This window comes from Paenibacillus sp. NRS-1781, from assembly GCF_050467745.1.
Lineage (GTDB): Bacteria > Bacillota > Bacilli > Paenibacillales > Paenibacillaceae > Paenibacillus > Paenibacillus terrae_A.
The window spans coordinates 67,086-87,984 of sequence record NZ_JBITPI010000006.1 but is presented as its reverse complement, the minus strand read 5'-3'; the positions used below and the strand labels follow the sequence as shown (position 1 = coordinate 87,984).

The following is a 20,899-nucleotide window of genomic DNA, read 5'->3' as shown; positions in this document are numbered from 1 at the left end:
CCGTTCGCAATCGTTTATTAATCATTTGTTAATCGTTCTACGTTTTTACGATTTTGTTGGTTGAAAGGAGCCAGACCCAATGAAACAGCATCGCTATCTTCCCATGACTGAACAGGATCAAGCCGAAATGCTACGCGCGGTCGGCGCATCGTCTATCGACGATTTATTCAGCGATATTCCTGAGGCGATCCGGTATAAGGGGGAGCTGCCCCTGTCTTCTCGGTTAGACGAAAGAGCCTTAACCCGCCACTTATCAGGACTGGCCGGGCAAAATGCCAATACAGACACGCACGCCAGCTTTCTCGGCGCAGGGATTTACGATCATCATATTCCATCCGTTATCCAGCATATCACTTCACGCTCGGAATTTTATACGGCCTACACTCCCTATCAACCGGAGGTAAGCCAGGGCGAGCTGCAAGCCATCTTCGAATTCCAATCGTATATATGCGAATTAACAGGCATGGCTGTAGCCAATGCCAGTATGTATGATGGAGCGACTGCGCTGGCAGAAGCAGGCTCATTGGCCGCCGCTGCCACCCGCCGCAAGCAGCTCATCGTATCGCGGACCGTCCATCCAGAGGCACGCCAGGTGCTAGCCGCCTATGCGCGCGGGCTGGATTTGGATATCGTGGAAATCGGCTGTGCAGATGGTGTAACCGACATGAAAGCATTAGCGACAGCCATATCGGAACAGACGGCGGCTGTTTTGGTCCAAAGCCCTAATTTTTTCGGGGCCGTAGAAAATCTGAAGCCGATGGCTGACCTGATCCATGCGCACAAGGGTCTTATGGTCGTCAGCGCCAATCCGCTGGCGTTAGGCCTGCTGGAAGCACCCGACAAGCAGGGTGCGGATATTGTCGTAGGAGACGCGCAGCCGCTTGGCATCTCCTCCTCCCTCGGCGGCCCGACCTGCGGCTACTTTGCCGTTTCTCAGGCTCATATGCGCCGTATCCCCGGCCGTATTGTGGGCCAGACCACAGACCGTAACGGCAAACGTGGCTTCGTGCTGACCTTGCAGGCACGGGAACAGCATATCCGCCGGGAAAAGGCCACCTCTAATATATGCTCCAATCAGGCACTGCTCGCTTTATCTGCCTCAGTGTATTTGTCCGTCATGGGTAGACAGGGCATCGCGGAAGTAGCCGCGCTAAACCTGCACAAAAGCCGCTACGCATTGGAGCAATTACTTGGATTGAAGGGCATAACCGCCTCCTTTACCGCACCCACCTTTAACGAGTTTGCCCTGCGGTTACCTGAGAGTACGGATATAAATAAACTGCAAGCCGAATTGCTTGCCGCCGGATTTATCGGCGGCTACGATTTGGGCCAGAATTATGAGGAATATGCGGGTCACATCCTGATTGCCGTGACAGAGCAACGAACAAAGGAAGAGATCGATCAATTCGTACACATCTTGGGGGGATTGCTATGACGCATACTACAGGACAAGATCAGGCGCTCATTTTGGAATTGAGCAGACCCGGCCGTATCGCCTATTCACTGCCTGAATGCGATGTTCCCCGGCGTCCGGTGGCAGAGCTTTTGCCGGATTATGCGCAGCGCAGCGAGCCTGCGGCATTGCCCGAGGTATACGAAGTAGACGTTATTCGACATTATACAGCACTGTCACGGCGTAATTTTGGCGTGGACAACGGATTTTATCCCCTCGGCTCCTGTACGATGAAATACAACCCCAAGGTGAACGAGGATGTCGCCCGTTATGCAGGCTTCGCCAAAATCCATCCGTACCAGCCGGAGGACAGCATCCAGGGCGCCATGGCGCTGCTCCATACGCTTCAAAACGATCTGGCCGCGTTAACCGGCATGGATGCCGTCACCCTTCAGCCCGCCGCGGGCGCCCATGGCGAATGGACCGGGCTAATGATGATCCGCTCCTACCACGAAGCGCGTGGTGAGCGGCGTACCAAGGTGCTCGTGCCGGATTCCTCGCACGGAACGAACCCCGCCAGCGCCACTGTGGCAGGCTTCGAAACGGTCACCCTCCCCTCCACACCGCAGGGGCTGGTGGATCTGGACGCGCTGCGTCAAGCCGTAGGCAACGACACCGCTGCGCTTATGCTGACCAACCCGAACACGCTCGGGCTGTTCGAGAAGCAAATCGCTGACATTGCCGCGATTGTGCATGAAGCGGGTGGCCTGCTCTACTATGACGGCGCGAACTCCAACGCCATTATGGGGATCACCCGCCCCGGGGATATGGGCTTTGACGTGGTGCATCTCAATTTGCACAAAACGATGAGTACCCCACATGGCGGAGGCGGGCCTGGCGCGGGACCTGTCGGGGTAAAGCAGCGGCTCATTCCGTATTTGCCCAAGCCGCTTGTTGTGCGTGATCCACAGGGAATGTACCATTGGGACCTAGAACAGGGAGATTCTATCGGACGGGTCAAAGCCTTTTACGGCAATTTCGGCATTCTCGTCCGTGCCTATGCCTATATCCGCAGCTATGGTCCTGACGGCTTGAAGCGGGTATCCGAATGTGCCGTACTTAATGCCAATTATATGATGCATCGGCTGGCTCCGTATTTTGACATCCCTTATCCGGGATATTGCAAGCACGAATTTGTGATGTCCGGGCGCGCCTTAAAGAAATTCGGAGTGCGTACACTTGATGTTGCCAAGCGATTGCTCGATTTCGGCTACCATCCGCCTACGATTTATTTCCCGCTGAATGTAGAGGAATGTATCATGATCGAGCCGACAGAAACGGAAAGCAAGGAGACGCTTGATGCCTTCATTGACACCATGATCCAAATTGCGCGGGAAGCGGAGGAAACGCCTGAATTGGTGCTGAATGCTCCATATACCACTCCAGTCACGCGACTGGACGAAGCAACTGCAGCTCGCAAGCCAATATTGAATTGCTCATGCAGCTAAAAGCAAACTCCAATTTTGGGCATACAAAAAAGCCGGTATCTGTTAGATACCGGCCGCTGTATGTAGACAGCCATTTTTGTTGGAAAAAGATATACCTTGAAAAGGTGATACCCTTCCTTAGCCTTCAATGCTTTGAACCAATTCAACAACCTGCTCGGCTGTTTGCATGTCCAAAGCTTTTGCAGCCAGTTTCTCCATGTCCGCGCGGGACAATTTCGAAATTTGACTGCGTGCTGGCAGAATGGAAGTGGCACTCATGCTGAACTCATCGAGTCCCAGACCCAACAGCAATGGAATTGCTGTTGTATCCCCTGCCATTTCACCGCACATACCAACCCAGCGTCCTTCACGGTGAGCGGCATCAATAACCATTTTCACTAGACGCAGAATGGATGGGTTATATGGTTGATACAAATAAGATACCCGTTCGTTCATGCGATCCGCTGCCATCGTGTACTGAATCAGATCGTTCGTACCGATACTGAAGAAATCAACTTCTTTTGCGAATTGGTCAGCCAATACCGCTGTAGAAGGAATTTCTACCATGATGCCCAACTGAATTTCTTCAGATACGGCTACACCCTCGGCTACCAGCTTTTCCTTTTCCTCCAGCAACACAGCTTTGGATTCACGGAATTCATTCAGCGTAGCAATCATCGGGAACATGATCCGCAGGTTACCATGTACACTTGCCCGCAGCAAAGCACGCAATTGAGTACGGAAAATATCCTGACGATCCAGACACAGACGAATAGCACGGAATCCGAGGAACGGATTCATTTCTTTCGGCAGATCCAGATAAGGAAGCTCTTTGTCGCCACCGATGTCCAACGTGCGGACTACAACCGGTTTGCCTTCCATTCTTTCCAGAACGGTTTTGTATGCTGTGTACTGTACTTCTTCGGATGGAAGCTTATCGCGTCCCATGTACAAGAATTCAGTACGATACAAGCCGACTCCTTCGCCACCATTATCCAGTACACCAGCTACATCGTTAGGCGTACCGATATTAGCTGCCAGCTCGACGTGCACACCATCGACGGAAACCGTAGCTTCGCCGCGCAGCTTGCGCCACTCTTCGCGTTGCTTGTCGTATGCCACCTGTTTTGCTTGGTATTCCGCAACGATCTCTTCGGAAGGGTTCACAAATACGTGACCGTCCAGACCGTCGACGATAATCAAATCGCCGCTTTTAGCTTGGGACAATATATTTTTCGTTCCTACAACCGCAGGAATTTCAAGTGAACGAGCCATAATAGCCGAGTGCGAAGTACGTCCGCCGATGTTGGTTGCAAAGCCTTTAACAAATTCGCGATTCAGCTGAGCCGTGTCGGAAGGTGTCAAATCCTCTGCAAGTACAATCGTTTCTTCGGCAATTTCTGCAGGACTGACAAAATGAACACCAAGCAGGTGATTCAGGATCCGCTTGGTTACATCCCGCATGTCCGATGCGCGTTCTTGTAAATAAGCACTTTTCATGTTTTCGAACATGGAAATAAACTGTGAAGCTACTTCGTTCAGAGCATAGTCAGCATTAAGCTGCTCGTCTCTGATCTTGGCTTTAACTGGATCGATCAGTTCAGGATCATTCAGAATCAACAGGTGAGAAGCAAAAATTTCTGCTTTTTTCTCGCCCAGTTCCTGTAAAGTTTTTTCCTTAATCGCTTCCAATTCGCTTTGAGATTCTACTAAAGCCGCATTCAATCTTGCAATTTCAGCTTCAGCATCACCAACCGCGCGTCTCTCTACAGCGTAATTCGGATGCTCCAAGATAAACGCCCGGGCAATAGCGATGCCTGCCGAAGCGGCAATCCCGGAAATTTTAAGCATGAACTTCGCCCAGCCCTTCGTTAACGATTACATTTTCAAGAGCTTTCAGTGCGTCAGCAGCTTCAGCGCCTTCACAGATAATGTTGAGGGTATCACCTTGTTCCAGACCAAGAGACAATACACCCAGAATGGATTTCAGAGTTACTTTTTTACCGTTAGCTTCGGCAAAAGATTCAGCACCGCTGAATTTGTTAGCTGTATTTACCAGCGCAGTTGCAGGACGTGCATGGATACCGTCTTCATCTGTAATTCTAAAAGTTGTTTGCATAATTGTTCCTCCCACTTTCCTAATGGATAATATTTATTTACACGCAGTATACGTGTAGTGAAACCGGGTCGATGTGAGGCGACCTGAGCCGCCTCATCACGATTCCGAAACACATAGAGTTTATTTTATCGTAATTATACCATCTTCGCCAGCCTTCAATACTCCAGTTTTGTTTAAAGTTACCGAAGAGCCTTCTGGGAGGTTGGTAAAAATGACGGGTGAGATGATGGATTTTGCATTAAGCTTCACGTATTCCAGGTCTACTTTCATAATAGGCTGACCGGCTGACACAAGATCGCCTTCGTTCACCAAAACGTCAAATCCTTGACCTTTAAGCTTTACTGTGTTTACCCCGATATGAACAAGCACTTCCTTACCGCCATCAGATTGGATACCAATGGCATGCTTGCTTGGGAATACATTGAATACTTTACCATATACAGGTGACACAATCGTTCCATCATTTGGCACGACAGCAAAGCCGTCTCCTGTCATACGTTCTGCAAATACCTGATCGGGAACAGTCGAAATATCAACCAATTCTCCGTTAACAGGCATCACGATATCTTCAACAATGATGGTCTGTTTTTCTTCACCAGCTTCCTTCTCTTCTTGCGGAGCAGGTTGAGCCGGGTCCGGAACAAGTGTGCGTCCCGCCATAATATCAGCCATTTGCGTTTTAATCGTGTCGGAACGTGTACCGAAAATGGCTTGTACGTTGTTGCCGACTTCGAGTACACCCGCTGCGCCAAGCTGTTTGAGGCGAGCCTTGTCAACGTTGGACTTCTCGTTAACTTCAATACGAAGACGTGTGATACAAGCATCCAAATGCTTGATATTGGACGCCCCGCCGAAAGCTGCCAAAATATTGCCTGGAAGCTCGTCTGTGGTACCGACTGCGGCTCCTTCAACATTTTCTGTGGCTTCTTCACGCCCTGGTGTTTTCAGGTTAAACTTCCGTATGATGAATCGGAATCCGAAGTAGTAAATAACCGCCAAAATCAGACCGACGATGATGACGTACCACCAAGACGTACGATTCGGAATAATCCCGAAGATCAGGAAGTCGATAAATCCACCGGAGAAGGTCATACCTATTTTAACATTCAAAATTTGCATGGTCATAAACGACAGCCCTGCAAACACAGCATGCACCGCGAACAGCAGTGGAGCTACGAACAGGAAGGAAAATTCCAGTGGCTCCGTGATCCCTGTCAAGAACGAGGTCAAAGCTGCTGAACCCATAATACCTGCTACATATTTTTTGTGTTCCGGTCTTGCTTCATGATACATTGCGAGCGCTGCGGCTGGCAAACCGAACATCATGAACGGGAATTTACCCACTTGGAATGTACTTGCTGTCAATGTAACTCCATCACGAAGCTGGTTAAAGAAGATTTGCTGGTCACCATGAATCGTTTGACCTGCCTTGTTCACATACTCGCCGAACTCAAACCAGAACGGTGAATACCAAATGTGATGCAAGCCGAAAGGAATAAGTGAGCGTTCAATGACTCCAAAAATGAAAGCGGCCAGTGTCGGATTGGAATCAACCATGAAGTGAGACACGACGTTCAATCCAGATTGTACGGGAGGCCATACAATAACCAGCAATAGTCCAATCAACAACGAAGATACTGCTGTTACAATCGGAACGAAGCGCTTACCCGCGAAAAAGCCCAGATACGAAGGAAGCTCGATTTTGAAAAATCGATTGTACATGGCTGCGGCCAGTATACCGATGATAATCCCACCGAACACCCCGGTTTGCAGCGTTGGAATTCCCAACACGTTCGCATAGCCCGGTATTTTTTGAGCAATCAGACCCGGTGTAACACCTACAGCTGTACCCAAAGTTATATTCATAACGAGATAACCGATGATAGCAGCCAAACCCGCTACGCCTTCACCGCCTGCCAGACCGACGGCTACGCCGACTGCAAACAACAGTGCCAGATTATCGAAAACAATTTGTCCGGCATTCATCATGATCGTCGCTACCGATTGAACCCAGCCCGCATTCAATGCCGGAATGTACTGGAGAAAATCGGGATTGACTAGCATGTTGCCGATTCCCAATAATAGTCCCGCAGCCGGCAAAATGGCTACAGGAAGCATTAAAGCTTTGCCGACACGCTGTAAAACGCCGAAAAGCTTTTTAAACATACGTTCCACTTCCTTCTCTGAAAATTAGAATACAGAGGCAAAACAACAAAAAAGGCATGAGCCGAATAAGTATGTTTGAATACAACCTTGGGATATAGCTTACCCCGGTAGGCTGTAAACAATCATAACTTAAAACAACTCATGCCTGATCGAATCAGTAACACGTTAGATATTCAATTGTTGTCTTGCTCATTACGAAATTTATTATAGCATTCTGCCAAAAGTGAGGCAATACTTTTTTCGATTCTAGCTGTTCTAACGTTGCTCTCCCTGCTCTTTACGTTGGGACAACCGCTGTAAATGCATCGTCAAATAGCTAACCTCAGCCGGATATACGGATTTGCGAAGCCTTTTCTCCATAATCTTCGTGAGCTTCCAGGCTAACATATACATTTCCGGATACTCTTCATTCAAAAGCTTGTCCAATCGGTAAATCTCCTGCACAATTTCCCCCCGACGTACACGTTCAATCGCAAACCTCAGATGAGTCAGCAAACGTGAGTAATCCAGGGATTGGAGAGGAATGCGATAATCCAGCGTAGTCTCTACGACCTGTACCATATCAGCAATCAATCGGGAATCCTTCCTGACCTCGGAAATATGCTGATTCGTCATCGCACTGTAAATATGCAAAGCTACGAATCCGATTTCATCTTCTCCCAGATCCACACCCATCTTGTCCTTGATCAAAGAGACTGCCTGTTCAGCCATCTTGTATTCCTGAGGGTAAATTTCTCTCGTTTCATACAAAAACGGATTATGGATCGTAATGCCCTGTTTATGACGATTAATGGAAAAGGCGATGTGATCGGTTAAAGCAATCAATATGTGCTCATTCAGAGGCTTCTTCGCTTGAAGCTGAACATGGTGAAGCACCTCACCAATGACCTCAATAAGCTTTTCATCCAGCTCGGGAAGCAATCGCTTGTACTGCTCCTGCTCCTCATGGCTTTTTAATATAAATAATTTTTCAACTGAATCCAACGGTATAAGATCGCCGTTTTTGCGATTGAAACCGATTCCTTTTCCAATCACAACAACCTCGTCATGCTCGGGATGCATCCCGATAATCACATTGTTATTCAGCGCTTTCGCCACTTGTAGGCTGCTCACATCCGCACCTCTTTTTATCTGAACCTTGATCCTAAGAATTAGAGCATGAAGCTCAGAGGAATCCACGTTAAAGTACCAAATATTCCGCTAAAGGTCAATAAAAAGAAAACGCTTTTCATCACAATAGACGGGAAAAGCTGTGATGAAAAGCGTTCTTTCTGTTAAGGGGTATCTGCTCCTGAAAGCCCTGCGGCTATTCTTTATCCCGCGGCGCAGCCTCAACCGGGGCATGAATGTGCAGCCTATCCGTTTCACCGGAGGACGGTACGGAATGAAGGCCCTTTTTCCCCGTGGTCAGCCCCTTAATTAACTGCTCCACATCAATACCGGACACACTCTTGAGCATCTCTGGAGCCGTAGCCATTAGCTCTGTGACATAATTACTGACACGCGCTGCTCCTTCTCCCTTGCCTGTATCCACAACCGTTAATTTATCAATGGACGCAATCGGCTCGGCTATCCTTCCGGCCAGCTCAGGCAGCATTTTCACGATAATATCGAGTACGGCTGCCTCGCCAAATTTCTGGAACGCCTCCGCCAGCTTTTCCTTGGCCTCGGCCTCCGCCAGACCACGTAAACGGATGACATCAGCATCCGCCGTACCTTTTGCGCGTTCCGCATCCGCTTCCGCTTGCCCATTCAGCCGTTTTTGTTCAGCTGACGCTTTAGCCTGTGTCTCAATCGAGTATTGCAGTGATTCTGCCTCACGCATTTTACGCGATTTATCCGCCTCCGCGGCTTGCTCTACCGCATACCGATCCGCTTCTGCCTTCTTCTTTACTTCCGCATCATATTGCTTTTCACGCACCTGAATTTCCTTGGTTTGAAGATCAATTTCCCGCTCCTTGCGCACCAGTTCGACCTTCATCTGCTCTTCGACAGCAGTCTGCTTGGCACGAGCCTCCTGAATGTGATAAGCCTGATCGGCTTCCGCCTTGGCTGTATCCTGCTCCTTTTTAAACGAAGCCACTTTCAGTTCCTTCTCCTTGGCTGCCTCGGCAATGTTTGTATCACGCAAAAGTTCAGCCTTCTGTCCCTCCTGTTCCGCACGCGCCTTTTGAATCCGGGCATCCCTTACCGCCTCAGCTTCGGCAATTTCTGCATCCCGTTTCACAGCGGCAATTCTCGGCTTACCGAGCGCATCCAGATATCCGTGCTTATCACGCACATCTTTAATCGTGAACGAGACAATTTGCAGCCCCATCTTTTTCAGATCGCGAGCCGCCACGCCCTGTACTTCCTGTGCAAACCGATCCCGATTACGGTATACTTCCTCCACCGTCATCGAGCCGAGGATCGCACGCAAATGGCCCTCCAGCACTTCCTGAGCCTCTCCCCTAAGGGCCTCCAGCGGCTTCCCGATGAACTGCTCCGCTGCTGTTGCTATATCCTCAATGGAGCTGCCTACCTTGATGATTGCCACACCGTCCGCTATCACGGGAACTCCTTGCTCCGTATACACTTCCGGTGTTGTTACATCCAGCTTGTGGGACAATAAAGAAATAAATTCGGACTGCTGAAAAATAGGCCATATAAAGGCGCCACCGCCGCGCACAATTTTGATTTTGCGACCGGAATCATCCTCGGAAATATTTTTATTTCCCAAAAATGAACCCGTCACGATCATCCCTTCATCCGGTCCTACCGTTTTGTAACGGGCCCAAAAAGCGATCCCTAATATGACGATAACGATGACGACAATCCCCGGAACCAACACAATATCCTGCAAACTTGACACTCCCGTTCACGCTCCCTTCAAGTTTAGCGAATGCGTCGTCTATGTGTCCAGATACGCTACGTGGACGACGCCCTCTGCGACCTCAACCACGACGATACGGGTTCCCGCAGCCAGCGGTTTGTGATCAAAGCTCGATGCTGTATGTATGGTGTTGCCTGCACCCAAGCGGATCATAACCTCCCCGTAACCAACCTCAGGTACCGGAACGGTGACCTCACCGATTTTGCCAGTCAGCTCACGCATCGAGAAGCCGCTGGATACCTCAGAGTTCGCTACTGGCTTGATAAACGCGAAAAACACGAGCACTCCAACCACAAACGCAATCGCAAGGGCAAGCAGAACAACCCGGCTCATGCTCAACCCGGTATATTTCGTCAGCAACACACCCGCCCCGCCAAAAGCGGTCATCGCTCCAAGTAAAACGACGGGTCTGAACCAATCAAGGCTAGGCATCTCCAATCCATCCAGCCAACCCCCGAGTACATCCCCGATCAACACACTGACCACGGTAAAGATAGCTCCCCCTGCCAATAACCACCAAAATATAGTTTCCATGCGGCTCCTCCTTCCATGTCCCTGTTCAGTCTGGTTTCCAGCCTATAACTATGTTTACGTATTCAACCTTAAAAAGTTTCAAAATTTTCCTCTAAAATTCCAAATCAAGCCCAAAAAAGCACGTCCATACGTCTAATGACGCACAAACGTGCTTGCAATTATCCAAGGACTACATGACTGGATTACAGAGATACTTTGTAAATTTCCAATACATCTTCGCGATTCAGCTTGTTAAAGCCACCAAAAGAACCGAATTTCACAGCTTTATCTGCCATAACGTCGATTTTGGAATCATCAATGTCGTAATCAGCCAGACGGCTTGGCGCACCAATCGAGTTCCAGAAATCACGCAACGCCTGAATACCTTCCAGCGCTACTTCTTCATCACTCTTGCCTTCCGGGTTTACATGGAACACATTCACAGCCAGCTGCTTGAAGCGTTCAGGCTTCACATGCAGATTATGCTTCATCCAGTTCGGGAACAAAATCGCCAGTCCTCCGCCATGTGGAATATCATAAACAGCAGACACCGCGTGCTCAATATTATGAGTTGCCCAGTCACCTGTCAGCCCCATGTTCAGGAAGCCGTTCAGCGCCATCGTACCACAGTACATCATCGTTTCACGCAGCTCGTAGTTTTCCAGATCGTTGACCAGGCCCGGAGCCGCATCCATAACTGTACGCAAAATCGTTTCACACCAGCCAAGCTGAACCGGAGTGTTAGATTCCAGATGGAAGTAATGCTCCAGCGTATGTGACATCATATCCACGATTCCGTACACCGTTTGATTTTGTGGCAGAGAATACGTGTTCACCGGATCAAGAATGGAAAACGCAGGGAACGCAAATACGCTGCCCCAGCCCAGTTTTTCCTGTGTTTCTTCGTTCGTAATGACAGAACCTGCGTTCATTTCCGAACCGGTAGCTGCCATTGTCAGAACTGTACCTAAAGGCAATGCTCCCTGTGGAGCCGCTTTACGCTCTGCAAAATCCCACATGTCGCCATCATATTTCGCCCCGACAGCAATCGCTTTGGAGCAATCCAGCACACTACCGCCGCCAACAGCCAGTACGAGGTCGATTTGATGTGTTTTACACAATTCCACGCCCTTATGTACGGTGGACAAGCGAGGATTGGGTTCTACACCAGCCAGTTCCGTTACCTCTGCTCCAATCTCTTGAAGCAGACTGATTACATTATCATACAAGCCGCTGCGCTTAATACTGCCGCCTCCATATACAAGCAGTACACGTTTACCGTATTTAGGAACTTCACGCTTGAGAGCCTCTAATTGCCCTTTACCGAAGATCAATTGAGTAGGATTATAAAATTCAAATGCTTTCATCGCAAACGTTCGCCTCCAATATTTTTTTAAAATTTATGGTTAAGAAACTACTCTATTATAACCTTCTCAGTTACAGGAAACAAATTTGCTTCTTTTCAGAAAAAAAACCACGCTCCTTAAAGAGCATGGTTCCATGTCATATCTTGGGAGGGTTCTCGCATAGTATTATGCGCTGTCTACATTTATTTTATTCCCCTGTTGTATAACCCAGTTGCTTTATAAAACGTCCAAACGCTTGCTGACCTTCCGAATCACGCTTGTACACTCCTGCATGCTCCAAAATTTCACTGAACTTCAGTCCAACTTCATTTTGTACCGTGCGAACAGCCATCTCCTTGTCAGACAGGCGACCGAATCGGGTGTTCAACTGGTAAATCCAGCTCGCATGCTTGTATAGCGGATGCCCTTCCTGCTGCATAGCTACAGCCAACTCGTCGTTACCGCATAAAATATCTGCAATACCATCCAGTTCATCCTTAAGCCGCCCCGGCAAAATCGCAAGTCCCATAACCTCGATCAGACCGATATTTTCCTTCTTGATATGATGCATCTCGCGATGAGGATGAAAAATACCTTCCGGGAACTCATCACTCGTCCGGTTGTTGCGCAGCACCAGATCCATCTGGTACCTTCCTTCCGCATCCCGGCGAACAATCGGTGTCACCGTATTATGCGGCACTGCTTCTCCGTCCTGCTCCGTATGAGAGAGAACATCGGCTGCGGGATCGCTGTAAGCCTTCCAGGCTTCAAAAACGGCATTCCCCGCCTCCAGCAACGCTTCGGCATCCGTTGATGTAAAGCGAATCACCGACATTGGCCAGTCCACAATCCCTGCTGTGACCTGCGGAAAGACTTCATTGCGGTACAAGAAGTCCACACCCGCTTTTTCAATCGGGAACGTATGACGTCCACCTTGAAAATGATCGTGAGTCAGAATAGATCCTCCGACAATCGGCAGATCAGCATTGGAACCGATAAAATAGTGCGGGAATGCTTTCGTAAATGCCAGCAGCCGCCGCAGCGTATCCTTGGTAAGCTTCATTGGCACATGATCGTGATGGAACACAATACAATGCTCGTTGTAGTACACATAGGGCGAATATTGAAAAAACCATGGTTCCCCGTTCAATTCCAACGGAATGATGCGCAGGTTTTGGCGAGACGGATGATTCACCCTTCCGGCATATCCAACGTTTTCACGGCATAATTGACATTTGGGATAAACTGGCGGCGGAAGAAGCTTCGCCATTGCGATTTCCTTCGGACTTTTCTCAGGCTTGGACAGATTAATTGTGATTTCCATATCTCCGTAAGGTGTCGGTTGATTCCAGTACACATTGCTGGCAATGCGGTCCATTCGGATGTAATTCGAGTCGATGGACAGTTGATAAAAAGCATCTGTCGCTGCCTCAATGCCTTGTTCGGCCTCTGTTTGGCGAAAGTCACGGATGACTTCAGACGGTCTTGCCATTAGCAGGCCCATGATTTTGGAATCCAGCAAATCACGGTACGTATCTGTGTTTTCCGATATAAGTCCAATCGCATACCCATAATCAATCAATACATTAAGCACAGGCTGGAGAATCTCGGGGGCTGTGATGCCCCCTGCCTCCTCCCCGGAATAAGGCTCCGAAAACCCGAACTGCTCCAGCAGCAGATTACGGCTGTAATCTGTATCTTGCAGACCGATCAATCCCCGGTTTTGTGCGAATGCAACCAGCTGCTCAATCGCATACAGAGCGGCTTGCTGTACAGTTTCATTGATGTCATGGGACTCATCCCCGGAATGCTCCCGGCCTTGACCTCTATCTGCGGATTGACTCTTACTCATCATGTCATCGTCTCCCGTCTATTCGTCGCCGTAGCCCTGAGGGTGCGACTGATGCCAGCCCCAAGCTCCGCTAATAATGTCCTCCAGTTGGGTACGCGCCGGACTCCAGCCCAGCACCGAACGTGCCTTTTCAGAAGAGGCAACCAATACTGCCGGATCACCCGAGCGCCGCGGCTCTGTAACGACCGGAATGTCGAGTCCAGTGACCTTGCGTGCCGTCTCGATCACTTCCTTCACCGAGAAGCCCTGTCCGTTGCCCAGATTAAACACGTTGCTATCATGGCCTTCGCGCAAATAATTCACTGCACGCACATGAGCATCTGCCAGATCGCTCACATGAATGTAATCCCGGATGCACGTTCCGTCAGGTGTAGCGTAGTCCTCACCAAACACCGCAATGTGCGGGCGCTGTTTCAGTGCAGTCTGGAGTACCAGCGGAATCAGATGGCTTTCCGGACGATGATCCTCACCGATTTTACCGCTCTCATGCGCACCGGCCGCATTAAAGTACCGCAGGGACACATATTTGATGCCCAATACTTTATCAAACCACGACATCATACGCTCCATCATCAGCTTTGTTTCACCATACACATTTGTTGGCTCCGTACGGTCGCCCTCTTCAATCGGCACCTTTTCCGGTTCACCATAGGTAGCCGCAGTGGAGGAAAATACGATCCTGCGTACACCGGCATCCTTCATGGCCTCCAGTAAGCTCAGCGTGCCGAATACGTTGTTGTCATAATATTTACCCGGATTTTGCATACTTTCCCCGACCAGCGAGTTGGCTGCAAAATGGATAACTGCGTCGATACTGTTTTCGGAAAACAGTCTGGACAGCAGTTCTTTATCCCTCAGATCACCTTCATACAGCTTGCCTCCGAGCAGTGCTGCCTTGTGCCCGGTCTGCAAATTGTCCAGCACCACAACTTCTTCTCCCCGATCCAACAGCTCTGCTACCGTATGTGAACCAATATATCCAGCTCCGCCTGTTACTAAAATAGCCATGTTATTCGTCCTCCTTCTGTTCTTTAACTCCGTCTCCCGCCTTACATACATAAAAGCTGGCTTCCAGCCCTGTCCGGGTCTGATAAGCTTCGCCGACTTCCTTCACAAACCGTTCCACATCGTCCTCATGGACAAGTGAAACCGTACAGCCCCCAAATCCGGCTCCCGTCATACGCGCACCCAGCGTGCCAGGAATGCGCCGTGCTTCCTCGACCATCACATCCAGCTCCGTGCAGCTAACCTCATACAAATCACGCAATGAATCATGCGAAGCGTTCATCAATTGCCCAAAAGCTTCGAGATCATTCGCAGCAAGAGCATCGACAGAGGCCAGCACACGAGCGTTTTCCTCTACCACATGCTGTGCCCGGCTACGTACCGTTTCATCCGCAATATAATGCTGGAGCTCACCGAAACGGGCCTCATCCAGCTGAGCGAGGTATTCCAGCGTCGGCTCCTGCTGCTGCAAAATGGACAGTGCTTCGGCACATTGGCTACGGCGCTCGTTATAGGCTGAATCCACCAGCCCGCGGCGCTTATTCGTGTTGCCGATCACCAGCTTATAGGCACCGGTACGGAATGACACCTTACGGTATTCCAGCGTATCACACATCAGCAGAATGGCATGATCAGCCGCACCGTTCGCTACAGCGAACTGATCCATAATACCGCAATTGACACCAACGTAATTGTTTTCTGCCCGCTGGGACAATAAAGCAATTTCGACTGTATTCGTTTCCTGTTTTTCGGTAGTGAGGAACGCGTATCCCGTTACAACCTCAATCGAGGCAGAGGAGGATAATCCGGCACCGTTCGGTATTTCTCCATGATAGAGCAGGTCGTATCCGCTAGACGGATAAACTCCCTTTTCAGCCAGCTCCACCAGCACACCGACTGGATAGTCCACCCACTCATCCGTTTTACTTTTACCTATTTCTCCGCGTGGGATAGATACTTCATACGAAAGGTTTGTCGAAGCAAAATGAATTTCATCATCATTACGCGCACGAAGAATCAGCGTCGTACCGAATTCCAGTGCAGCCGGGAGTACATAACCACCGTTGTAGTCGATATGCTCCCCAATCAGGTTAACACGCCCAGGAGCATGAAATATTCGCAGTTCATGGCTGCTTTCACCATATTTGTCGATAAAACGTTTCTTTATTTCAGTAGTGTTCATATCCACATCCACCTCATCACCGTTAGTTAAGGCCCCCTGACTTCCCTGTTACAAACTTAATCAGGCTGGCGCTTCTTATGATCTCAGTATAAATGAAAGCGTTAAATAATGTAATGCATCCATGTGTTAAAGCTATGGATAAATGTGACTTGGATATGTACAATGTAAGTATATCGTATCTAATAAACCATTCACAAATCTAGGAAGGATGACCCTGTTTGCAAACGCATTCATATAGCTATGCTGTGACCTCCAATCCGGTGTTTTATGAAAATAGCCCGCTGCACGTGCTTTTTGCCGGCGAGAGCCAAACCAAATCCGGTCATGCCGTCGGGCCGAAGCTCTATGATTACTATCTACTTCATTTTGTAGAATCTGGAAAAGGTATCTTCCGAACAGAGCAGCACTCATATCAGCTTGAAAAAAACGATTTTTTCCTGATCCATCCCGGTCAGCTCGTAAGCTATACCTCCGATGAGGAGGAGCCGTGGCGGTATCGCTGGTCAGCGTTTACAGGACAGCATACCGAAACCATGGTGCAGGAAGCAGGACTGCGCGTGCACCAGCCTGTTTTCCACGCTTCCAGTGAAAGCCTGATCCCCGGCTATTTGGAGCAGATGCAGTTGGCCTTTTACAGCCGAAAATCCAGCTCTCATCTTGCAGCCCTCGGCTACCTGTATCTGATCATGGGGGAAGCGGGTAATCATTTAAGCGACTGGTCTGACCCGACCGGGGCGGATTCGCAAATTCGGCGGACGGTCAAGCAGATGGTCCAATATATGTCCACTCAATATGCGCATCCCGTTTCTATTGAACAAATGTCCGAAGGACTTGGTTATAACCGTGCGTATTTGTCACGTATATTCAAGAAGGAAACGGGCGTCTCTCCTGTTACCTATCTGCTCAAGCTGCGAATTGACAAGTCTCGTCAACTGCTACGCGAGCGTCCCGAGCTTTCGGTGGAGCAGGTGGCCGCTTCGGTGGGATTGACAGACGCTTTGTATTTCTCGCGTCAATTCAAGCGCTTCTGCGGTCAGTCGCCAACCCAGTATCGAAGCAAGATTCAGCAATATCCGCATCCTGTTTCGTCTGATGATTGATCCTCAGTTCCAGCATGAGCAGCGACCAATCTGGTATAGTTTGGAAAACGGCAAACAACCCGCATCCTTCAACGATGCGGGCTGTCGCGTGTATACTGGGTATGAGAAATTGCACGTTATACCGATGATGATGGAATAGCTTTTGGGCTTTAGGCTGTACCACCGTCCTGTAAGTTCCCGGCATTCAGAATCGAATCAATCCGATCCAGCTCTTCCTGTGAAAAGTCCAGATTGGACAAGGCAGCAACGTTTTCTTCAATTTGGCTCACACGGCTGGCGCCAATCAAGACGGAGGTCAGACGTTCACCACGCAGAGCCCAAGCCAACGAGAATTGAGCCAAGCTTTGTCCACGTGCAGCCGCCATCTGATTCAGAGCACGCACCTTACGAAGTGTTTCAGGTGTCACATTGTTCTCATTCAAGAAGACAGATGCACTCGCCGCACGTGAATCCTCGGGAATTCCGTTCAAATATTTGTTGGTCAACAGTCCCTGAGCCAAGGGGCAAAAGGCAATGCTGCCGATCCCGTTTTCGTCCAGTACATCCTGCAACCCGTTTTCAATCCAGCGGTCGAGCAGAGAATATTTGGGCTGATGAATCAGCAGCGGTGTTCCCAGCTCCTTCAAAATACGAGCGGCTTCTACCGTTTGCTCCGCACTATAATTAGACACGCCCACATATAACGCTTTGCCGGAACGTACGATATGATCCAGAGCCTGCATTGTTTCTTCCAGCGGCGTATCAGGATCAAAACGGTGGGAGTAAAATATGTCGACGTAATCCAGTCCCAACCGCTTCAAGCTCTGATCCAGACTGGATATCAGATACTTGCGTGAGCCCCAATCACCATAAGGTCCTGGCCACATATAGTAGCCCGCCTTGGTCGAAATGACCATCTCATCCCGGTATGGCTTCAAATCACTAGCCAACACTTGTCCGAAAAATTCCTCTGCTGAACCCGCTGGAGGACCATAGTTATTAGCTAGATCAAAATGCGTAATCCCCAGATCAAAGGAACGAGTAACCATGTTACGGCCGTTCTCCGCATTATTGATCCCGCCAAAATTGTGCCACAAGCCCAGTGAAATGGCAGGAAGCTTAAGGCCTGATCTCCCTGTGCGGTTGTATTTCATATTTTCATAACGATCATCGCTAGCCAAATAAACCATGCTATCCCAGCCTCTCTCGAAACATTGTTATGTCCATTCAACAACATCATAGCGCTTTTATCCAGCCGTTGACAAGAAAACGATTACAAACTCAATTGGCTGCCGAGTTCTCCCATAACCCTGCCGATGGGATTGGTAATCAGGAGATCCGCCTTGTGATCATATGAAGTGGGGTCTGTATTAAGCAGTACCGTATGTTTACCATGAAAATAAGTAATCAGCCCCGCCGCAGGATGCACCGTCAGTGAGGTTCCTCCAATTAATAGCAGATCGGCCTGCGAGATAGCCTGAATGGATCGGACAAGCGTATCCTGATCCAGCTCTTCCTCGTATAAAACGACATCCGGTTTGATAATTCCCCCGTCTACTGGACATTTGGGCACCACCTCGGTGCTGTCTATCACTTCGTTCAGACTGTAAAAGCGCCCGCATTCCATACAATGGTTGCGATGCACCGAGCCGTGAAGCTCAAGCACATTCACACTGCCTGCGGCCTGATGCAGGCTGTCAATGTTTTGCGTCACGACCGCTTTGAGTCGCCCTTGCTGTTCCAGTGCTGCAAGGAAACGATGGCAGCCATTCGGCTCCGCATCCGGATGCAGCATTTTGCTGCGATAGAAGCCAAAAAACACTTCAGGATGCTTTACAAAAAAAGAACGGCTAAGCATAACCTCCGGAGGATAAGGCAATTTTTCCTCACTCTGATACAGACCAGCCGCCGAACGAAAATCCGGGATACCGCTCTCCGTCGACGTACCCGCCCCGCCGAAAAAAACAATATTTTGTGATTGCTGTATCCATTCAGCCAACGTTTTTACTTTGTCCATGTTTCACGCACCTCCAGCTCTTCATATCCGCGGACGATGATGTCCGCATCCAGCAAATGACCGGAACGTTCCGGCTCTGGCGCAAATCCGATGGCCAGCCGCACCCCGGCACGCTTGCCCATCTGCATATCCCCGTTGCTGTCTCCGATGACAGCTACATCCGCTGGCGACAGTCCTAGCAAATCGCAGGCTTTTTCAGCCATTTCCGGGTCCGGCTTGCCGTATGTAACTCTGTCGTGTCCGATGACCTCGTCAAAATAGGACGTCAGCCCCATCCACTCCAGATGCTCCTGCGCAGCCTCTGTACTGTCAGAGGTCACGACCGCCAGCTTCAATCCGGCACGGCGGCTTTGCTCCAGTAGCGTCCGTAAGCCCGGAAACACCTTCGCGGCCCGATGTCGCCGCACATCAGCCATCGCCGTTTTGTTAAAATCCCGAACCAGCCTCACTGCTTCATTCCATGGTACACCGGCAGTATAAAGCTGCCAAGCCAGTACGCCCGTACTTTCATCCACTGTCCCCATCGCCAGCGGGCCGGAAGGATCATAGCCGATCACGCGCCCCTCAGGGTCGTGGATGGTACCCAGAATGCTGCCTTTTTCCACCGTAAAATCTGTACCTGCCACGGCAAGATGCTGTTCCAGCATATCCAGTATAGAACGGGCCCAGGGACCCCACAACTGAATAAAATCCAGCAGTGTGCCATCCTTGTCCAATAAAATGCCACGGCATGGAAACCGCTGTCCCTGCACGACTAACTCAGACATGCAGCCCGCCTCCTTTTACTGGTTTTTTGGAGCTGAATCTACACTCTCTTTCATCCAGTCCTGCAAAGCTGAAACCGTTTGATTCCATTGCTCGGCCGGGCTAATTTTAGCAGGGTTATCTCCCTTTTGGGCTCCGTAGCTGCCAAATTGGGCATGATTGCCGCCCTCAACTGTAAAATACAGCGTATTGGCTGGTAGATAAGCCCTTCCACTTTGAACACTATCCATTTTAATAACTCCATCATCACTTCCAAGCAGGGAAATGACCGGCAGATTTTTATCCTTCAAATTCCCCTTACTGTCCGGGTAGGAAGCAAGGAAAAATACGCCCTTGACCTGATCGGGATGTGCAGCCGCATAGCGGGCAGCTATAACACCACCTAACGAATGGCCTCCAATCACAAAAGTTTCTTTCGGATATGCCTTCAACACCTCACCCGCCAAATCCGGGGAAGTCAATGCAAGGTTCAGCGGCATTTTTGCAATGATCACATGATGACCCTTTTCCGCCAGACGGCGGGCCAAAGGAGCGTAGCTTTCGGGCTTCACCAACGCACCCGGGTACAAAATAACTCCGATACCATTTCTTTTTACAGGCTCAAAACCAACCCAATGCTGTTGTTCGTTCACCTTCACAGCATCGGCTACTTCTGTTAATGCGGCAGTAGCTGTGCTGTCAGGCTGATAGGGCGTAAATACCTTCCATGCTCCCCAGCCTGCGATAAGCACAATGACGATCAGGATTCCCAAAAGGATTTTCCATATTTTCCAGGGACCGCGTGTTCCATATGAGCTGTATGATCTTCTCGTTCTTCTTCTCATTATTAAAGGTTCCTTTCGTAATTCGTACCTCATGATTCATGATTGGTGTATGAAATCTTTTTGCTGCGCAAATCAGCTTATCTATAGCCTAGTTAGGGTACCATCGTTGCGCACACAGGGTCAAATAAGAAGACATTTCCAGACATTAGCCCGGTCTTTTCCCCCTGTTCAAGCTTCCGCCACATTATAAGGACATGATAGCGCTTACCATTGTGAATAAAATCACAATGGTAAAGCTCAGAGTATCGTACCTTGTTCCTTGTAAGGATTATTTTATA

17 protein-coding genes are annotated in these 20,899 nt (G+C 49.4%); 3 read left to right on the top strand and 14 right to left on the bottom strand.

Annotation, left to right across the window (positions count from 1 at the left end):
* The first annotated feature begins 79 nt into the window (after positions 1 to 79).
* Entirely contained in the window at positions 80 to 1,435 is a 1,356-nt protein-coding gene (gcvPA, locus tag ACIFO6_RS02145) for an aminomethyl-transferring glycine dehydrogenase subunit GcvPA (protein WP_430037571.1), read from the top strand.
* A complete protein-coding gene (gene gcvPB, locus ACIFO6_RS02140; protein ID WP_430037569.1) occupies positions 1,432 to 2,901 on the top strand; it encodes an aminomethyl-transferring glycine dehydrogenase subunit GcvPB in 1,470 nt (489 codons plus the stop codon). Before gcvPA ends, gcvPB begins: the two co-directional genes overlap by 4 nt.
* 117 nt (positions 2,902 to 3,018) lie before the next feature.
* Here gcvPB and ptsP read toward each other — a convergent pair whose 3' ends face one another.
* The 10 genes from ptsP to ACIFO6_RS02090 all read right to left on the bottom strand — a co-directional run bounded on the left by ptsP (position 3,019) and on the right by ACIFO6_RS02090 (position 15,936).
* Positions 3,019 to 4,731, bottom strand: coding sequence for a phosphoenolpyruvate--protein phosphotransferase (gene ptsP, locus ACIFO6_RS02135; protein WP_430037567.1), 1,713 nt, complete (start codon positions 4,729 to 4,731; stop codon positions 3,019 to 3,021).
* Positions 4,724 to 4,999, bottom strand: coding sequence for an HPr family phosphocarrier protein (locus tag ACIFO6_RS02130; protein WP_430037565.1), 276 nt, complete (start codon positions 4,997 to 4,999; stop codon positions 4,724 to 4,726). The genes ptsP and ACIFO6_RS02130 overlap by 8 nt, the downstream gene beginning before the upstream one ends.
* 120 nt (positions 5,000 to 5,119) lie before the next feature.
* Complete coding sequence (ptsG, locus tag ACIFO6_RS02125; RefSeq protein WP_430037563.1) at positions 5,120 to 7,165, bottom strand: glucose-specific PTS transporter subunit IIBC; 2,046 nt, start codon at positions 7,163 to 7,165, stop codon at positions 5,120 to 5,122.
* A 255-nt stretch (positions 7,166 to 7,420) separates the two neighbouring features.
* Positions 7,421 to 8,278 (bottom strand): glucose PTS transporter transcription antiterminator GlcT, encoded by an 858-nt coding sequence (glcT, locus tag ACIFO6_RS02120; protein WP_430037561.1) that lies wholly within the window; start codon positions 8,276 to 8,278, stop codon positions 7,421 to 7,423.
* A gap of 193 nt (positions 8,279 to 8,471) precedes the next feature.
* Positions 8,472 to 10,007, bottom strand: a complete 1,536-nt coding sequence (locus ACIFO6_RS02115; protein ID WP_430037615.1) for an SPFH domain-containing protein — start codon at positions 10,005 to 10,007, stop codon at positions 8,472 to 8,474.
* A 48-nt stretch (positions 10,008 to 10,055) separates the two neighbouring features.
* Positions 10,056 to 10,571: a protease gene (locus ACIFO6_RS02110; protein ID WP_430037558.1), complete on the bottom strand. Its 516-nt coding sequence runs from the start codon at positions 10,569 to 10,571 to the stop codon at positions 10,056 to 10,058.
* Between the two features lie 182 nt (positions 10,572 to 10,753).
* Positions 10,754 to 11,917, bottom strand: coding sequence for an iron-containing alcohol dehydrogenase (locus tag ACIFO6_RS02105; RefSeq protein ID WP_430037556.1), 1,164 nt, complete (start codon positions 11,915 to 11,917; stop codon positions 10,754 to 10,756).
* A gap of 187 nt (positions 11,918 to 12,104) precedes the next feature.
* On the bottom strand, positions 12,105 to 13,748 hold the full coding sequence (locus tag ACIFO6_RS02100; protein WP_430037612.1) for a UDP-glucose--hexose-1-phosphate uridylyltransferase: 1,644 nt from the start codon (positions 13,746 to 13,748) through the stop codon (positions 12,105 to 12,107).
* Between the two features lie 18 nt (positions 13,749 to 13,766).
* Positions 13,767 to 14,756, bottom strand: a complete 990-nt coding sequence (galE, locus tag ACIFO6_RS02095) for a UDP-glucose 4-epimerase GalE (protein ID WP_137063992.1) — start codon at positions 14,754 to 14,756, stop codon at positions 13,767 to 13,769.
* 1 nt (position 14,757) lies between these two features.
* Entirely contained in the window at positions 14,758 to 15,936 is a 1,179-nt protein-coding gene (locus ACIFO6_RS02090; protein WP_430037554.1) for a galactokinase, read from the bottom strand.
* 218 nt (positions 15,937 to 16,154) lie between these two features.
* On the opposite strand from ACIFO6_RS02090, the gene ACIFO6_RS02085 reads away from it, so the two are divergent.
* Positions 16,155 to 17,036 (top strand): helix-turn-helix domain-containing protein, encoded by an 882-nt coding sequence (locus tag ACIFO6_RS02085; RefSeq protein WP_430037552.1) that lies wholly within the window; start codon positions 16,155 to 16,157, stop codon positions 17,034 to 17,036.
* A 149-nt stretch (positions 17,037 to 17,185) separates the two neighbouring features.
* Here the strand turns inward: ACIFO6_RS02085 and mgrA are convergent, their stop codons facing one another.
* The 4 genes from mgrA to ACIFO6_RS02065 form a co-directional block, all read right to left on the bottom strand.
* The gene (gene mgrA, locus ACIFO6_RS02080; protein WP_430037549.1) at positions 17,186 to 18,205 is read right to left on the bottom strand and encodes an L-glyceraldehyde 3-phosphate reductase; all 1,020 of its coding nucleotides are present in this window, start codon (positions 18,203 to 18,205) and stop codon (positions 17,186 to 17,188) included.
* Between the two features lie 83 nt (positions 18,206 to 18,288).
* The gene (locus tag ACIFO6_RS02075; RefSeq protein ID WP_430037547.1) at positions 18,289 to 19,032 is read right to left on the bottom strand and encodes an NAD-dependent protein deacylase; all 744 of its coding nucleotides are present in this window, start codon (positions 19,030 to 19,032) and stop codon (positions 18,289 to 18,291) included.
* Entirely contained in the window at positions 19,020 to 19,799 is a 780-nt protein-coding gene (locus tag ACIFO6_RS02070) for an HAD family hydrolase (RefSeq protein ID WP_430037545.1), read from the bottom strand. The genes ACIFO6_RS02075 and ACIFO6_RS02070 overlap by 13 nt, the downstream gene beginning before the upstream one ends.
* Positions 19,800 to 19,814: 15 nt before the next feature.
* The gene (locus ACIFO6_RS02065) at positions 19,815 to 20,621 is read right to left on the bottom strand and encodes an alpha/beta fold hydrolase (protein ID WP_430037542.1); all 807 of its coding nucleotides are present in this window, start codon (positions 20,619 to 20,621) and stop codon (positions 19,815 to 19,817) included.
* Positions 20,622 to 20,899: the final 278 nt, after the last annotated feature.

Excerpts from the sequence above, each read along its gene's own strand:
- gcvPA (WP_430037571.1), top strand. The coding sequence starts at position 80 with ATGAAACAGCATCGCTATCTTCCCATGACTGAACAGGATCAAGCCGAA.
- ACIFO6_RS02110 (WP_430037558.1), bottom strand. The coding sequence starts at position 10,571 with ATGGAAACTATATTTTGGTGGTTATTGGCAGGGGGAGCTATCTTTACC.
- gcvPB (WP_430037569.1), top strand. The coding sequence starts at position 1,432 with ATGACGCATACTACAGGACAAGATCAGGCGCTCATTTTGGAATTGAGC.
- ptsG (WP_430037563.1), bottom strand. The coding sequence starts at position 7,165 with ATGTTTAAAAAGCTTTTCGGCGTTTTACAGCGTGTCGGCAAAGCTTTA.
- ACIFO6_RS02100 (WP_430037612.1), bottom strand. The coding sequence starts at position 13,748 with ATGAGTAAGAGTCAATCCGCAGATAGAGGTCAAGGCCGGGAGCATTCC.
- ACIFO6_RS02090 (WP_430037554.1), bottom strand. The coding sequence starts at position 15,936 with ATGAACACTACTGAAATAAAGAAACGTTTTATCGACAAATATGGTGAA.
- ACIFO6_RS02065 (WP_430037542.1), bottom strand. The coding sequence starts at position 20,621 with ATGAGAAGAAGAACGAGAAGATCATACAGCTCATATGGAACACGCGGT.
- mgrA (WP_430037549.1), bottom strand. The coding sequence starts at position 18,205 with ATGGTTTATTTGGCTAGCGATGATCGTTATGAAAATATGAAATACAAC.
- ACIFO6_RS02070 (WP_430037545.1), bottom strand. The coding sequence starts at position 19,799 with ATGTCTGAGTTAGTCGTGCAGGGACAGCGGTTTCCATGCCGTGGCATT.
- galE (WP_137063992.1), bottom strand. The coding sequence starts at position 14,756 with ATGGCTATTTTAGTAACAGGCGGAGCTGGATATATTGGTTCACATACG.
- ptsP (WP_430037567.1), bottom strand. The coding sequence starts at position 4,731 with ATGCTTAAAATTTCCGGGATTGCCGCTTCGGCAGGCATCGCTATTGCC.
- ACIFO6_RS02105 (WP_430037556.1), bottom strand. The coding sequence starts at position 11,917 with ATGAAAGCATTTGAATTTTATAATCCTACTCAATTGATCTTCGGTAAA.
- ACIFO6_RS02130 (WP_430037565.1), bottom strand. The coding sequence starts at position 4,999 with ATGCAAACAACTTTTAGAATTACAGATGAAGACGGTATCCATGCACGT.
- ACIFO6_RS02075 (WP_430037547.1), bottom strand. The coding sequence starts at position 19,032 with ATGGACAAAGTAAAAACGTTGGCTGAATGGATACAGCAATCACAAAAT.